The sequence below is a fragment of the Bradyrhizobium sp. RP6 genome, assembly GCF_003837805.1.
In the GTDB taxonomy this organism is placed as follows: Bacteria; Pseudomonadota; Alphaproteobacteria; order Rhizobiales; family Xanthobacteraceae; genus Bradyrhizobium.
Genome location: NZ_RQIT01000001.1, coordinates 480,031 through 494,896, shown reverse-complemented (window position 1 = coordinate 494,896; position 14,866 = coordinate 480,031). Strand labels below are relative to the sequence as shown.

General features: G+C 65.1%; 14 protein-coding genes. 7 read left to right on the top strand and 7 right to left on the bottom strand.

Annotated elements, in window-relative coordinates:
• The first annotated feature begins 62 nt into the window (after positions 1-62).
• Complete coding sequence (locus tag EHH60_RS02710; protein ID WP_124157947.1) at positions 63-998, top strand: cyclase family protein; 936 nt, start codon at positions 63-65, stop codon at positions 996-998.
• 108 nt (positions 999-1,106) lie between these two features.
• Here EHH60_RS02710 and EHH60_RS02705 read toward each other — a convergent pair whose 3' ends face one another.
• Together EHH60_RS02705 and EHH60_RS02700 are read right to left on the bottom strand one after the other, a co-directional pair.
• A complete protein-coding gene (locus tag EHH60_RS02705; RefSeq protein WP_158626709.1) occupies positions 1,107-3,278 on the bottom strand; it encodes a DNA/RNA non-specific endonuclease in 2,172 nt (723 codons plus the stop codon).
• Positions 3,279-3,623: 345 nt separating this feature from the next.
• Positions 3,624-3,836 carry a hypothetical protein gene (locus EHH60_RS02700; RefSeq protein WP_124157945.1) on the bottom strand — a complete coding sequence of 71 codons (213 nt, stop codon included), beginning with the start codon at positions 3,834-3,836 and terminating at the stop codon, positions 3,624-3,626.
• A gap of 46 nt (positions 3,837-3,882) precedes the next feature.
• Between EHH60_RS02700 and ruvX the strand changes: the two genes are divergently transcribed.
• Together ruvX and EHH60_RS02690 are read left to right on the top strand one after the other, a co-directional pair.
• The gene (ruvX, locus tag EHH60_RS02695; RefSeq protein WP_199751262.1) at positions 3,883-4,374 is read left to right on the top strand and encodes a Holliday junction resolvase RuvX; all 492 of its coding nucleotides are present in this window, start codon (positions 3,883-3,885) and stop codon (positions 4,372-4,374) included.
• 3 nt (positions 4,375-4,377) lie between these two features.
• The gene (locus EHH60_RS02690) at positions 4,378-5,301 is read left to right on the top strand and encodes an AEC family transporter (protein ID WP_124157943.1); all 924 of its coding nucleotides are present in this window, start codon (positions 4,378-4,380) and stop codon (positions 5,299-5,301) included.
• Here EHH60_RS02690 and EHH60_RS02685 read toward each other — a convergent pair.
• The 3 genes from EHH60_RS02685 to EHH60_RS02670 form a co-directional block, all read right to left on the bottom strand.
• Positions 5,298-6,062, bottom strand: a complete 765-nt coding sequence (locus tag EHH60_RS02685; RefSeq protein WP_124157942.1) for a CPBP family intramembrane glutamic endopeptidase — start codon at positions 6,060-6,062, stop codon at positions 5,298-5,300. The genes EHH60_RS02690 and EHH60_RS02685 overlap by 4 nt on opposite strands.
• A gap of 156 nt (positions 6,063-6,218) precedes the next feature.
• Positions 6,219-7,862, bottom strand: coding sequence for an isovaleryl-CoA dehydrogenase (locus EHH60_RS02675; RefSeq protein WP_124157941.1), 1,644 nt, complete (start codon positions 7,860-7,862; stop codon positions 6,219-6,221).
• A gap of 95 nt (positions 7,863-7,957) precedes the next feature.
• Positions 7,958-8,716, bottom strand: coding sequence for a M15 family metallopeptidase (locus EHH60_RS02670; protein WP_124158333.1), 759 nt, complete (start codon positions 8,714-8,716; stop codon positions 7,958-7,960).
• A gap of 202 nt (positions 8,717-8,918) precedes the next feature.
• Between EHH60_RS02670 and EHH60_RS02665 the strand changes: the two genes are divergently transcribed.
• From EHH60_RS02665 to EHH60_RS02650, 4 genes are all read left to right on the top strand, one after another.
• On the top strand, positions 8,919-9,866 hold the full coding sequence (locus EHH60_RS02665; protein ID WP_124157940.1) for an aspartate carbamoyltransferase catalytic subunit: 948 nt from the start codon (positions 8,919-8,921) through the stop codon (positions 9,864-9,866).
• A 5-nt stretch (positions 9,867-9,871) separates the two neighbouring features.
• Complete coding sequence (locus tag EHH60_RS02660) at positions 9,872-11,173, top strand: dihydroorotase (protein WP_199751261.1); 1,302 nt, start codon at positions 9,872-9,874, stop codon at positions 11,171-11,173.
• 47 nt (positions 11,174-11,220) lie between these two features.
• Positions 11,221-11,817 (top strand): glycerol-3-phosphate 1-O-acyltransferase PlsY, encoded by a 597-nt coding sequence (plsY, locus tag EHH60_RS02655; protein WP_124157938.1) that lies wholly within the window; start codon positions 11,221-11,223, stop codon positions 11,815-11,817.
• Between the two features lie 309 nt (positions 11,818-12,126).
• Positions 12,127-13,311: a patatin-like phospholipase family protein gene (locus tag EHH60_RS02650; protein ID WP_199751260.1), complete on the top strand. Its 1,185-nt coding sequence runs from the start codon at positions 12,127-12,129 to the stop codon at positions 13,309-13,311.
• A gap of 9 nt (positions 13,312-13,320) precedes the next feature.
• Here EHH60_RS02650 and EHH60_RS02645 read toward each other — a convergent pair whose 3' ends face one another.
• Together EHH60_RS02645 and EHH60_RS02640 are read right to left on the bottom strand one after the other, a co-directional pair.
• Positions 13,321-13,917: a cupin domain-containing protein gene (locus EHH60_RS02645; protein ID WP_158626708.1), complete on the bottom strand. Its 597-nt coding sequence runs from the start codon at positions 13,915-13,917 to the stop codon at positions 13,321-13,323.
• A complete protein-coding gene (locus EHH60_RS02640) occupies positions 13,829-14,818 on the bottom strand; it encodes an AraC family transcriptional regulator (RefSeq protein ID WP_124157935.1) in 990 nt (329 codons plus the stop codon). Before EHH60_RS02640 ends, EHH60_RS02645 begins: the two co-directional genes overlap by 89 nt.
• Positions 14,819-14,866: the final 48 nt, after the last annotated feature.

Here is a 14,866-nt window from a genome sequence, read left to right as displayed (position 1 = left end):
ACTGGCCAGCGCAAAACCATAACGAAGCCAAAACATCGGCAAGAACATCGGGAGGACTAACGATGCGCAATACGCTCGTGTTGTGCTGTGTCGCTGCGTTGTCGGCGATATCAGGAACTGCAAGCGCACAGGACTGGACCAAGTCTAAATGGGGGCCGAACGACGAGATCGGCGCCGCCAACTACCTGACGCCCGAGATCGTGGTGAAGGCGGCGTCGCTGGTGAAGACCGGCAAGACCTACGCCCTTGGCATTCCCGTCACGTCGCAGACGCCCGCCTATCCGCCCCGCACCTTCAAGATCACGGTGGTGCAGCCGGGACAGGCCGGCAGCGCCGGGCTTGGTCCGAACAAGGCCACCTACAACGATGACATACTCGACACCTGGGTCGGCATCGGCAGCCAGCTCGACGGGCTCGGCCATCTAGGCATCGAACATGTCTATTACAACGGCAACAAGCTCGCCGATTTCGCCGATCCGACCGGACTGAAGAAGCTCGGGATCGAAAAGGTGCCGCCGATGGTCACCCGCGGCGTCCTGCTCGACATGGCCGCCTATTTCAAGACCGACGTGGTGAAGGAAGGCACCGCATTCAACGTCAAGGAGATCGAGGAAGCCGCCAAGCAGCAGAACGTCGAGATCCGCCAGGGCGACGTCGTCATCTTCCACACCGGCTGGCTCAGTCTGCTCGGCAAGGACGACAAGCGCTATTCGGCCGCCGAGCCCGGGCTCGGCGTCGAGGGTGCAAAATATCTGACTGGCAAGGGCGTCGTCGCCGTTGGCGCCGACACCTGGGGACTGGAGGTACTGCCGTTCGAATCCAAGAACGTGTTCGAGGTGCACCAGATCCTGCTCGCGATGAACGGGACCTACATCCTGGAAAATATGGACACGGCCGCGCTCGCCAGAGACAAGGGCTACGAATTCCTGTTCGTGCTGGGACAGCCGCGCTGGACCGGCGGCGTGCAGGCGATGATCAACCCCATCGCGATCCGCTGACGCGCGGCCCGCGTCGCAAGCCCCGGGTGAGGGCCATCGGTGTCTCGACAGAGCACACGGCCCCTCACCCGAAAGCCGCGTCGGTCCCCACTCCAAGAACCTGGGTTCCTAGATTCGAATGTCCTCATAGGACTCGATCCGCCGCGGGCCGACCGAGGTCGCCTCGTGCGAGTCCGCGTCGGCAAGATTGCCGAAGTCGAGCTTGGTCAATTTCGCGAGGTCCGCGATCGAGACCTGGAAGACGCTGACATCCTCCTCCGACATCCGCTCGAGCAGCTCCGCCTCCTGGATTCGGTCGATCTCCATAACCTGCTTTCGCTGGCTCATCAGGAACGCCGCCGCCTTCAGAGCGTCGTCATCGTCGTTGCGGCGGATCAGAATCTTCCAGAAATACTTCGGAATTTGAACGCCGCCGAAGCTCGGATCCCTGTGCGGCCGGCCGGCCGGATTGGGCAGATCGGATCCTTCGGCATCCGGCCCATCGAACACCGGGCCGTTCATGACGATGCCCTTCTCCTCGCCTTCGAGCAGGACATCGCGCGTGTAGTCCTCCAGTCCAGCCCAGAGCTGCTTACCCTGGTTGAACGAGAAGAACTGCGGCGAGCAATTGGTGAAATGGAAGGAATCGTCGCCATGCTGCTTGGCCGCGGCGACGGTGTCGCCCCAGGTCGCATCCAGTCTGCGCACCAGATGACCGCGGTCGAACGGATTCTTGCTGCGGTCGGCCTCGAAAGTAGCCTGCTTGCGGTAGAACTCGTCGCCGATCTGGGCATCCTCGTCGATGCGCGGATCGCGCAGCCAGGAATCACCTTCGCGCTTGCCGACATCCTGCTGCTTGCTGCCGTCGATATTGACACAGCTGAAGAAGGCAAGCCTGCGCTCCTTGTTCATGACGACGCTGTAGTTGAAATATTTCAGCTCGGACTGCCTGGAGCGGCCCTTGAGCATCGCGATCCTGGACTTGAGCGCGGCCGGAATCTTCGGCAAGGGAACCGAGAATTTGCCAGTGCCCAGAAAATTCGCCTTGTATCCTGGACGCGATTTCAGCGTGCTCTGATCGATATGCACGGCCTCCATCGGCAGGCCGTTCCTCGCACTGATGTGCGGCAACAGGCCGGTCGGCGGCGCAATCAATGGTATGCCGCCGTTGCGCTCGCCGCCGTCCGTGCCGCCGTTCGGCGTCCGGCCATTGCCATGCCCCCCCGCCGGGCTCGGCAGCGGCGCCGTTGGAGCGAAAGGAATCTCCTTCTTGAACATCGGCAGCGGAACGCGGATCGGGACCACCAGAGACGTGCCGTCGACGGATTGCTCGACCCAGACACTGGCGCCGTACGGCATTGCGGCAACCGGCGACGGCGAGGCTCTCTCGATTTCGGGCCGGCCTGGCGGGTCCATCTCGTCCAGCACCGGCCTGATCAGAGGGTGAGAGCCGACGGCCACCTTGAGATCGGCGACGATCGCGCTGATCCGGATGCCTTCGTTGGCAATCCAGTCGATCGAGGATTCGTCCATCGACGGCTTCCACACCTTGCCGTCCTTGGTCAGGGTGCGACCCTGCGCATTCTTCCGGGGAACACCGCTGTGGTGCAGCGCGACCACCTGCCAGAAGCGGTTGAACGCGGGCGAGCCCGACGATCCCGCCGTCGTGTCGGTGTTGTACCAGAGGAAGTCGCCGACATATTTGAGCAGCTTGTTCTCGCGGACGCAGACCTGCTTCATCTGCCCGCTGGGATGCTGGATGATGGTGAGGTACTCGCCGGGATCTGCCTTGCCGGGCGCACCGCTGAGCGGCAACCACCCGAAATCCTCGAGCTCCTCTCCTCCCGACAGCGAGGTCGGCGCCACCGCGACAATCGAAAAATCCAGCCTGTCGTTGGTGTAGAAGAATCTTCCCGGTTCGAATCCGAACCTCACCGGCACACGCTCCTGTCCCGAAGCGTCCAATTCGTAGTTGAAATCGGCGATCGAATTGGCTGCGTCGGCCGGCCGACCGAAGACATGATGGTTCGTCAGCAGCAGGCCGGGCCCGATCAGAAAGCCGGAGCCATAGCCGAGCAGATTCGACTTGGTATCCCTGAGCTGAATACGGCAGACCGAGCGCGAGGCGGCGGTCCCCTTGGCGAGATAGTTGATGCTGTCGAGATCATTGCCCTGGATGATCCGCTCCAGGCCGATCTCGGCCTTCTCCACGTCCTGCGTCTCGGCCAGCAGCTGGCGCTGGCGCAGGCGCATCTTTTCGACGGTCATCTCGATCGGACCGTCGCCCAATTTTCGGTTCAAGGCCTCGGGTGAGAACTCGGCTTGCTTGAATCGCCTTTCTGAGCCCGCGATCAGGCTTGGCTTGATGAGCATCGTGACCTCTCAAATGGCTGGGCGAATATTGGACGTGGTCGGCGCCCCAAGAAATTGACGCCAAGTTGCAACGCGGGCCGGACTGCCGGTCGCCGCCGATCGTTCCGGAAATCGGGGGCATGCACCCGACACTACTTTAGACCTGTATATCTACTGCCGCGCAACCACGCGGCATCATGCCATGGTCTGCAACCTCACCAGTGTGAGATTTCCCACAATTGATCGATACAGCTGGGCATCACGATTTCGCGCGGCTTGCGGCCGCCGGACGATCTACCGCTTCAGGTACCACCGTCGCAGCGCCACGACGGCCCAGATCGCTTCGACCACACCGAACGGCCAGGCGCCCTGCAGAAAACCGTAGACCGAGCCGAGCGCGCAGGATGCGGCGAACAGCAGCACGAACCAGTGGCTGCGGTCCTCCAGGGCGTAGGTGACCAGCATCGCCGTCACGGCGAACAGGCCGAATAATGTCAGCGCATCCATCTTCCGGGTTCACTCCGCTGCGTGACGCGTGATATGCGCTAACGCCATGCCGGCTCTTATCCTGCCCCTCGTCGATGCTGCAACCCACTGGCCCGCGCGCGGCGCGCTGGTCGGGCTGGATCTCGGCAGCAAGACCATCGGCGTTGCCGTCTCCGACCCCGATCGTCGGCTTGCGACCGGCGTCGAGACCATCGCCCGCAAGGCGTTCAAGCAGGATGCTGCCCGGCTGCTCGCGGTCGCGGCCGAGCGCAAGGTGGTCGGCTTCGTGCTCGGCCTGCCCATCAACATGGACGGCAGCGAGGGCCCGCGCGCGCAATCCACCCGCGCCTTCGCCCGCAATCTCGCCGGACTGACCCAGCTCCCCATCGGCCTCTGGGACGAGCGTCTCTCGACCGCGGCGGTCGAGCGCGAGCTGATCGGCATGGACGTCAGCCGCGCCAAGCGCGCCGAGGTGATCGACGAGCACGCGGCGATCTTCATCCTGCAAGGCGCGCTCGACCGTCTGGCAAATCTGCGCGCGGCGCCGGGGACGGACTGATCCATGCCGGTCGTGATTGCGGCGCTGCTGCCGGTCTTTATCCTCATCGTGCTCGGCGTCGTGCTGAGGCACAGCCTGATGCGTCTCGACACGCAATGGCACGGGCTGGAGCAGCTGACCTATTTCGTGCTGTTTCCGATGCTGCTGATCCAGACCCTGGTCAAGGCGGACCTCTCCAGGGTGCCCGTCGCCGGCGTCGGCGGCGCGCTGCTGCTGTCGGCGCTCGCGATGTCGCTGCTCTGTCTCGCGCTGCGGCCGGCGCTGTCGCGGCTGAGCATCGACGGTCCCGCCTTCACCTCGATCTTCCAGGGCGCAACGCGCTGGCAAACCTTCGTGGCTCTGTCGATCGCCGCCAACATGTTCGGCGATCTCGGACTGGCGCTGGCCTCAGTGGCGATGGTCGCGATCATCCCGCTGGTCAACGTGTTCAGCGTCGCCGTGCTCGCTCATTACGCCGCAAAAGAGAAGCGATCCCCGCGCGTCATCGCCATGACGGTGATCCGCAATCCCCTGATCTGGGCCTGCGTGATCGGCCTAGCCGTCAATCTGATGCACCTGTCGCTGCCTAGGATCTGGCACGAGGTGGCGGACGCGCTGAGCCGGTCCTCGCTTGCCATCGGCCTCCTCGTCACCGGCGCGGGCCTGCATCTGAAGGGCCTGTTGCGCCCCAGCCTGGGCGCAGCCATCGGCGTCGGCCTGAAGCTGGTGCTGATGCCTGCGCTCGCGCTGGGGCTCGCGGCCTGGTTCGGCATCACCGGCAGCAGCCTCGCGATCGTCGCGATCTGCGCGGCCGTGCCGACTTCGCCCAGCGCCTATGTGCTGGCCCGCCAGATGGGCGGCGATGCGCCGTTGCTGGCGCAGATCATCACGCTGCAAACGATCCTGGCGGCCATCACGATGCCGATCGCGATCGGGCTGGCGGCCTAGCTCCCCAGCCACATCGTCAGCACCACCGCGGTCAGATTGTTCAGCGAGTGGAGCACGATGGTGACCCATAGCGAGTCGGAGCGATAGCGCATGTAGCCGAACCACAGGCCGATGGCGAAGACCTCGGCGAGGAAGTATATGTCGTATTGCAGGTGCACGACCGTCCAGATCAGCGACGACAGCAGGATCGCACCTGATACGCGCAGGAAGCTCGCCGACCAGCCGCGATAGAGAAAGCCTCGCGCCAGAATCTCTTCCGACATGGGCGCGGCGACGCTGAAGGCGAACAGGAGTAACAGCGCAGCGCCCTTGTCGCGCCCGGATTTCAGCAGATCGGTCATGAAGCCCGGCGTCGCCTCCCGCCCCAGCGCGCGCGACATCGTCTCCCACACCAGCACGATCAGGATGAGCCCGACGGCGCCGAAAAGCAGCTGCTTCCACGACGGCCAGTGCAGCGCGAGATAATCGACGAAGGACGCCTTCTTGATGCGAATGGCGAGCCAAACCGCGGCCAGCGTCGCCGGCAGGCCCGTGATGACCGAGAGCGCGAGCGCCTGCGGCTCACGGCCGACGACCTGGAGCGAGGCGAGGTCCATGGGAAGACCACGCTCCACCGCCAGCAGAACGACGGCGCCGATCTGTCCGACGAACATCGCCACGAAGATGAAGAGACCCCACAGCGCCGAGCCCCAGAACTTCCAGACGCGTGGCGGCGCCGGCGTCTCGGTCAGCGGCGCATGATCGGGGTTGAGGGAGTCCATCAGGAGGCTTTCGCTAGAAATTCACCGTCATTCCGGGGCGATGCACAGCATCGAACTAGGGTGCGGGCTCCCGCACCCGAGAATCTCGAGATTCTCAGGTGCGCAATTGCGCACCATAGTTCGGTTCGGACCGCCCCGGAATGACGGGATCAACAATCACGGCAGCGCCCTCGCCAGCAGTTCATGCACATCGGGGCCGCCCAACTCCACCGCGCCATACATGCTGGCGTGATTGGCGGCTAGACGCGTGCTCGCGAACAATTCGGCATTGCGCGGCGATACGCCGTTGAGCGCAGCCGACGCGGCAAGCAGCGCCAGCTTCTCGACGGCAAGGCGCGCAACGCGTTCGCCATCGGCGCGGCGGAAGGTCTTGCCGATGAAGGTCACCGCCTCGCCTGCCCCCGGTAGGCTCTTCGTCTCGACCGCCAGCGATTGCAGCACCGCCATTGCCGCCTCCGGCTCGCGCGAGAGCGCGCGGAGCACGTCGAGGCACATAACGTTGCCCGAACCCTCCCAGATCGCGTTGACCGGCGACTCCCGGTAATGGCGCGCCAGAATGCCATCCTCGACATAGCCGTTGCCGCCGAGGCACTCCATCGCCTCGTCGAGGAACGGCGGCGCGCTCTTGCAGGTCCAGTATTTGATCGCGGGCGTCAACAACCGCATATAGGCGGCTTCCGCCGCATCCTGCGGCATGCGGTCGAAGGCGCGGCAGAGCCGCATCACCAGCGCCGTGCTCGCCTCCACATGCAGCGCCATGTCCGACAGCACGGCCTGCATCAGGGGCTGGTCGGCAAGATGCTTCTGGAACACGCTGCGGTGCCGCGCATGGTGCAGCGCATGCGCGAGCCCAGAGCGCATCAGCCCGACGGAGGCGATCGCACAATCCTGCCGCGTCAGCTGCACCATCTGGATGATGGTGCGGATGCCCTTGCCCTCCTCGCCGACCGCTTGCGCATACGCGCCGACGAACTCGACCTCGGACGAGGCATTGGAGCGGTTGCCGAGCTTGTCCTTCAGCCGCTGGAACTGGATGGCGTTGACCGAACCGTCCGGCGCGAAGCGCGGCATGAAGAAGCAGGTCAACCCGCCCTCCGCCTGCGCCAGCACCAGGAACGCATCGCACATCGGCGCCGACATGAACCATTTATGACCGGTGATGCGATAGCCGTCCCCGTCGCGCACGGCGCGCGTCATGTTGGCGCGAACGTCGGTGCCGCCCTGTTTCTCGGTCATGCCCATGCCAAGCGTCATGCCGCGCTTCTGCCACCAGGGCGCAAAGCTGGGATCATAGCTCTTCGTCGACAGCACCGGCATCACGCGCGCCAGCAAGTCAGGCTGCATCGCCAGCGCGCCGACGGAGGCGCGTGTCATCGTGATCGGGCAGAGATGGCCGGTCTCGACCTGCGCGGCGATATAGAATTTCGCGGCACGAATGACCTCGGCGGCATCGCCAGCAGGTCTTCCATCTGCCGTCCAGGTCGAATTGTGCACGCCCGCATGCGCACTGTGCGCCATCAGCTCGTGATAGGCGGGATGAAACTCGACCTGGTCGCGGCGATTGCCCTTGGCATCGAAGGTGCGCAGCTTCGGCGTGTTCTCGTTCGCGAGGCGGCCGCGATCTGCCATCGCCGCCGAGCCCCATTGCTTGCCGAACTCCGACAGCTCGCGCTCCGCCGCCGCGCCGCCATTAGCCCTCACCGCTTCGACCAGCGGCCGGTCCGCAGCGAACAGGTCGACGTCCTCGAATGGCGGCGACTGGTTAAAGACCTCGTGGGTCGCAAAGCTCGGCTGGGTCATGGTACTTCCATCGATGTCATCTCGGCTCGGGCAGCGCCACCTCTCCCGACGGCAGAGGCAACCCCGCTTGCGGCTGCTTTCGTTTCAATCGAACTCTACCTCGTCCGCGGCTGGATCGGGAAATCATAGGCTGCCCCGCCCGCCCCCGGCAGGGAAAAATGCCACCACTCCTTCGAATAGTTCACAAAGCCTTGCCTGGCCATCGCAGCGACCAGCCGCTTGCGCCAGGTGCGTTGCTCCGGATTGATCGACGTTACGGCGGTATGCCCCTTCGCGTCGGTACAGTCGTAGCCCGTGCCCATGTCGACGCTGCCTTCGGGCGCGCGCAACGCGACCGGCGCAGTGCAGTCGGCATAGGTCGTCGACGGATCGTATTTGGCGGAATTGTCGGCCTTGAGATCGACCAGCGTGAGATCGAGCGCTGCACCCGTGGAATGCTGCGAGCGGCTCGCAATGTAGCCGAGGCGGAACAGCTCGGTCTTCGGGATGTTCGGATTGTAGCGCCGCTCGGCCGCCGTCTCATGACCGTTCTGCGACCACTTCACCATGTCGCGCGAGGCCCGCGCCGGGCGGTAGCAGTCGAACATTTTCAGCGACAGGTTCTGTGCGGCCAGTTCCTGCTGGACCGCCTTCAGGCGCAGCCCGACCTCGCGCTTCACCACGCATTCGCCGGCGCCGTAGCCGGCGAGCGGACGGCCGACGAAATTGTTCGACGTCGCGTAGCGGATGTCCTGGATGATGCTGGGATCGATGTCGCGGAGGTAAACGAAGCCGCCGGGGAGAGGTTGGGCGTGGGCGGATGAGATTATGGTTATGGCAACGCTCGCAATCAGAAATGATTTGAGGAGAGACATACGCATTTTTTCTCCGTCATTCCGGGATGGTCCGAAGGACCAGACCCGGAATCTCGAGATTCTCGGGTGCGGGAGCCCACACCCTAGTTCGATGCTTCGCATCGCCCCGGAATGACGACAAGGAGACAGATCAGGGGATAACTCACATCCTGGCCTTTGCCCCTTGCTCCCCCCGCCGTCCGCCCCTATAGCTCTGCTTTTAATGACATCGAAATCGACCTTCGTCCTCGGCCACCGGCATTTGCTGGGCATCGAGGGCCTTTCCGCGGCCGACATCTCCGGCCTCCTCGACCTGTCCGAAGAATACGTCGAGGTCAACCGCCAGGTTGACAAGAAGCGCACCGTCCTGCGTGGACGGACGCAGGTGAACCTCTTCTTCGAGGCCTCCACCCGGACCCAGTCCTCGTTCGAACTCGCCGGCAAGCGGCTCGGCGCCGACGTCATGAACATGTCGGTGTCCTCCTCCTCGATCCGCAAGGGCGAGACCCTGATCGACACCGCCGTGACGCTGAACGCGATGCACCCCGATATCCTGGTGGTGCGCCATCATGCCTCCGGCGCGGTGGAACTGCTGGCGCGCAAGGTTGACGGTTCCGTGATCAATGCCGGCGACGGCGCGCACGAGCATCCGACGCAGGCGCTGCTCGACGCCCTCACCATCCGCCGCAACAAGGGCCGGATCGAGGGCCTCGTGGTCGCGATCTGCGGCGACGTGCTGCATTCGCGCGTCGCCCGCTCCAACATCATCCTGCTCAACACCATGGGCGCCCGCGTCCGCGTCGTCGGCCCCTCCACGCTGCTGCCGCCGGGCATCGAGCGGATGGGCGTCGAGGTCGCACGCGACATGCGCGAGGGCCTGGAGGGCGCCGACATCGTCATGATGCTGCGGCTGCAGCGCGAGCGCATGAACGGCTCCTTCGTGCCCTCGTCATCGGAATATTTCCATTATTTCGGGCTCGACCAGAAGAAACTCGCCTACGCCAAGCCGGACGCTCTCGTGATGCATCCAGGTCCCATGAACCGTGGCGTGGAGATCGACTCGATCGTGGCCGACGGCGCCCAGTCCCTGATCCGCGAACAGGTGGAAATGGGCGTCGCCGTGCGCATGGCCGTGCTGGAAGCGCTCGCCCGCAACCTGCCCAACGCGTGATGCCGATGCTGACCGATCGCCGCCCCATCCTGCTCGCCAACGCCCGCGTCGTCGATCCCTCCAGGGATTTCGACGGCATCGGCGACGTTCTCATTGCCGATGGCACCATCCGCGAGACCCGCCGCGGCATCGGCGCGGCCGGCGTCCCCGAGGGTACCGACATCGTCAACTGCTCCGGCAAGATCGTGGCGCCGGGCCTGATCGACATGCGCGCCTTCGTCGGCGAGCCCGGCCTCAGCCATCGCGAGACCTTTGCCTCGGCGAGCCAGGCCGCCGCGACGGGCGGCATCACCACCATCATCTGCCAGCCGGACACCTCGCCCGTCATCGACAATTCGGCGACGGTCGACTTCGTGATGCGCCGGGCCCGCGACACCGCGATCGTCAACATCCAGCCCATGGCGGCGTTGACCAAGGGCATGCACGGCGAGGAAATGACCGAGTTCGGCCTGTTGAAGGCGGCCGGCGCAGTCGCCTTCAGCGACGGCGACAAGAGCGTGACCAACGCGCAGGTCATGCGCCGCGCGCTGACCTACGCCCGCGACTTCGACGCGCTGATCGTGCATCACACCGAGGACCCTGATCTCGTCGGCGAAGGCGTGATGAACGAGGGCGAGTTCGCGACCCGGCTCGGCCTGATGGGGATCCCGAACGCCGCCGAGGCCGTGATGCTGGAGCGCGACCTGCGCTTGGTCGCGCTCACCGGCGGCCGGTACCATGCGGCCTCGCTCACCTGCATCGATTCCCTCGACATCCTCCAGCGCGCCCGCGACGCCGGGCTCGCCGTCAGCGCCTCGGTCTCGATCAATCATCTGGCGCTGAACGAGAACGACATCGGCCCTTACCGTTCGTTCCTGAAGCTGTCGCCGCCGCTGCGGACCGAGGACGACCGCCGGGCGCTGGTGGCGGCGATCGCCTCCGGTCTCCTCGACGTCATCATGTCCGACCACAATCCGCAGGACGTCGAGGTCAAGCGCCTGCCGTTCGCGGAAGCCGCGCCGGGCGCCGTCGGGCTCGAGACCATGCTGCCGGCCGGCTTGCGGCTCGTGCATAATGGCGAACTGGAACTGAAGACGCTGATCCGGGCGATGTCGACCCGGCCAGCCGAGCTGCTCGGGCTGCCGGGTGGAACCCTGCGCGTCGGCAGCCCCGCCGACGTCATCGTGATCGATCCCGATACGCCCTGGGTGGTCGATCCGGCCGACCTCAAATCGCCTTGCAAGAACACCCCGTTCGACGAGGCCCGCTTTACAGGCCGCGTGGTGCGCACCATTGTCGGCGGCCGGACGGTCTACGAGCATGTCTGACATACGCGATCGTTCGACACGCGAATCCTGCCTTTGGAGCTGCCGTCATGGGGCTTGAAGCATTCTTGCCGGTGGCCTTCGTCATCGGCTATCTCCTCGGCTCGATTCCATTCGGACTGATCCTGACCAAACTCGCGGGCACGCAGGATATCCGCTCGATCGGCTCCGGCAGCATCGGCGCCACCAATGTGCTGCGCACGGGACGCAAGAGCCTCGCGGCGGGCACCCTGCTGTTCGACGCGCTCAAGGGCACCGTGGCCGTGGTGATCGCCGGCTACATCGCCGGGCCCAATGCCGCGATGGCAGCCGGGCTCGGCGCCTTCCTCGGTCACCTCTTCCCCGTCTGGCTCAAGTTCAAGGGCGGCAAGGGCGTCGCCGTCTATATCGGCGTCCTGCTTGGCCTGTTCTGGCCTGGCGCCGTCGTTTTCTGCGTGCTCTGGCTGGCGACCGCCTTCACCACCCGCTATTCCTCGCTCTCCGCGCTGGTGGCGGCGTTCATCACGCCGATGTTCCTGTGGTGGTTCGGCCACCTCGCATTGTCCGCGCTGACAGCGGTGCTGACGCTGCTCTTGTTCTACGCGCATCGCGAGAACATCAGGCGCCTGCAAACCGGCAAGGAAAGCCGGATCGGCGAGAAGGCCTGAAGCATGATCCGGAAAAGTGCGAAGCGGTTTTCCGGAAAGATCATGCGTGAACAACAACCTAAAGCGCGATGACGATTGATCGAGATATCGCGCTTTAGAGCGTTTTCGAGCGAAGTGGATGCCGGTTCGCGTCAAGAAAACGCGTCAAACAACAATCTGAAGCCGGAAAAAGTACGGATATCGCCGCACACCTTCCGCATTGTATGCCAAATTCTGTTCGCAACTTCGCACCGCTCGGTGCAGGCAGTAGCGAACGGGTTCCATGCCTGTCATCCTGACACAGGAAACGGCGTTACGCGGTTGCTCAGAATGAGCGAGATGATTGTCGACGCGCATGACAGGGTTGGTTCGCTCGGTGCTTCCGGCAGCGCAGCAAGCCGGCTGCTTTCGGCGACCAATATCTGGTCCGATGCGCCACCGCCCGCGCACGTTTCATCGCAAGTGCCGCAGCCTGCGCCCGTCGCGCAGGCCGACGCTCCGCGAGACGTCGGGGTCACCAAGGCTGCAGCGGTCGCGCTCCCGCAGGCGCGTTCCGGCCAATGGCCGCCGCGAAAACTCTCGCTGGCGCTCCAGGGCGGCGGCACCTTTGCCGCCTTCACCTGGGGCGTGCTGGAGCGGCTGCTGGAAGAGCCCGACATCGCGATCGACACCGTCAGCGGCGCCAGCGCCGGCGCCATCAATGCGCTGCTGCTCGCCTGCGGCCTTGCCGAAGGCGGCCGCGAAGGCGCCCGCAGCCGGCTGAACCGGTTCTGGGTCCGCCTGATGCACGAGGCCTCGTTCCGCTCGCTGATGCTGGTCGGCGGCTTTTCGCCGGCGGGAAGCTCCGTCGCGTTCGGCCCGACGCTGCGCTCCGGGCAGTTCGATCCGTTCGATCTCGATCCGCTGCGGCAGGCGCTGTCGCGCGACATCAACTTTTCCATCTTGCGCGACGCAGGGTGCCCGAAGCTGCTGATCGCGGCGACGCGGATCCGCGACGGGCAGCAGCAGATCTTCGCCAACGACGCCATCACCGCAGACGTCGCGCTGGCCTCGACCTGTCCACCGCTGGTTCACTGCGCCGTCGAGATCGATGGCGAGGCCTATTGGGACGGCGGCTTCGGCGGCAATCCGCCGCTGCTGCGGCTGGTCCGGGAAACCGCGGCGACGGATCTGCTGCTCGTCCAGGTCACGCCGACGCGCGACAGCTATGTGCCGATCACGCTCGCCGCGATCGACCGCAGGCTCGACCAGATCGCGGCCAACGCCGCGCTCAATGCCGAGATCGCGGCGATCGAATGGGCACAGTCGTACGCCACAGCGCCGCTGCGCCTCACCAGGATCGCGGCAGAAGACTCCTTTGACGGCTTGGCGCAGCGCTCATCGACCGATCTCGGCCGCGGCTTCATTCGCCTGCTGCACCGGAGCGGTCGCGAGGCCGCCGCGCGCTGGCTCGGGCAAGGTACGGGTGCGACGCAGGGAGCCGCCCCCGCGGCGGCCGAGCCGGAACTGGTCTGATCCCTCGCCTCACACGGCAAGGCCTGACCTGGCCGGCGCCTCACGCAACGGCTCGATCGCCAACCGATAGCCGGCAAGGCGCGCCATCGGCGCAAGCACGGCGAACAGCAGCTTTTGCAGCCAGATCGGCACGCCAGCCAGATACATGTGATTGCGATAGGCGTGTAGCACCAGTGCGATCAGCAGGAAGTTCGGATCGCCGGCGCTGGAGAACCATTTGGGCTGCTTCACCGTGAGCGTGACGAAATTGGCGAAGAAGCGCAGATGCTGCTGCGCCGGCGTGAACGAGACCTCGAGCTCGGCGTTACCGTCGCCGGCATTGGCGAAATAATGCGGTCTGCCACGCGGCACGGTCACGCTGCCGCCTGTGTCCACCAGCTGCTCACGCCCGTCGACGACAAACTTGATGCGTCCACTCCTCACTGCAAAGTGCTCGTCCGCGCCGGGATGCACGTGCATAAGCGCGTTGCCGCCGCCCGAGCCGCCCTTTTCGAGGATCACACCGAAACGTGCGACGTCACCTTCGTCGAGCAGTCCGGAGAAGACAAACGTCTCCTTGTTGAAGGCATTGCGCAGCCGAGCGCCGCGGGCGAACTCTGTCGACATGTTTGCGTCTCCTTGCGAAGTCTGAAGACGCGCTGGTAGCCGCCTCAGTGAGAAACGTATTGTAAAAATCCGACGACGCGAGTTCGTCATTCCACCTCTGTACCCTGTCGGTCGCGACACGCCGGCAGAACACGTCCGGCGAGCTTCCCGCGAAAGTACGGAAGTCGCGGATCAGATGCGCCTGGTCGGTGAATCCGCCCGCATGCGCGACATCCGCCCAATCGGCGCCGGAGCGGCGCGCCGCGATCGCCTGCAGCATCCGCTCGATCCGTGCGAACCGCTTCGCACTCGCTCCGATCTCGGTCTTGAAGCGGCGCTGCAGGCTGCGTTCGCCGATGTCGAGGCGATCGGCGAGGGCACGCATCGAGATCGCCGGGCTCCGCCTGATCGCCCGCATCGCGCGTGCAACCAGCGGATCGAGGCGTGACGGCCGCCGCCTCTGCTCGAGAAAGCCCTGCATGCAAGTCACGCGCGCAGCCGCGCTGCCGGCCCCGGCGAGCCGTCCTTCAAGCCGTGCGGCCGCGTGGTCACCGAAGATGTCGCAGATTTCGACGCTGGCATCGAGCAGGTCGGCAGGCCTGACCCCGAGCACGCGATCGGCCGCATCAGGCTTCAACCGCACCAGCACGACACCGACCGGGCCGCTCGGCTTCAGCGCCGCCGCGCGCGTGTGCATGCCGTTGACGGCGTGCTTGTAGACTCCGCGTTGTGAGGCCATTGGCGATCGATAGTGCACGATCAGCACCGGCGACGTCGTCGGCAGCACCTTGATCGTTCGCGCGCAGGCGGTCGCGGCATCCGCGAGATCGACGTCACAAAATGCCTCGACAATCTCGCCGAGACTTTCGCTCGCGGCAAAGAACTGCGGGCCGCGCGGGCCCTGTCGGTGCGGAAGTGTCATGAGCTCAATTGGTCGGCCGGGCGCCGGTGCAGGTGCCTCCGCCGCGTT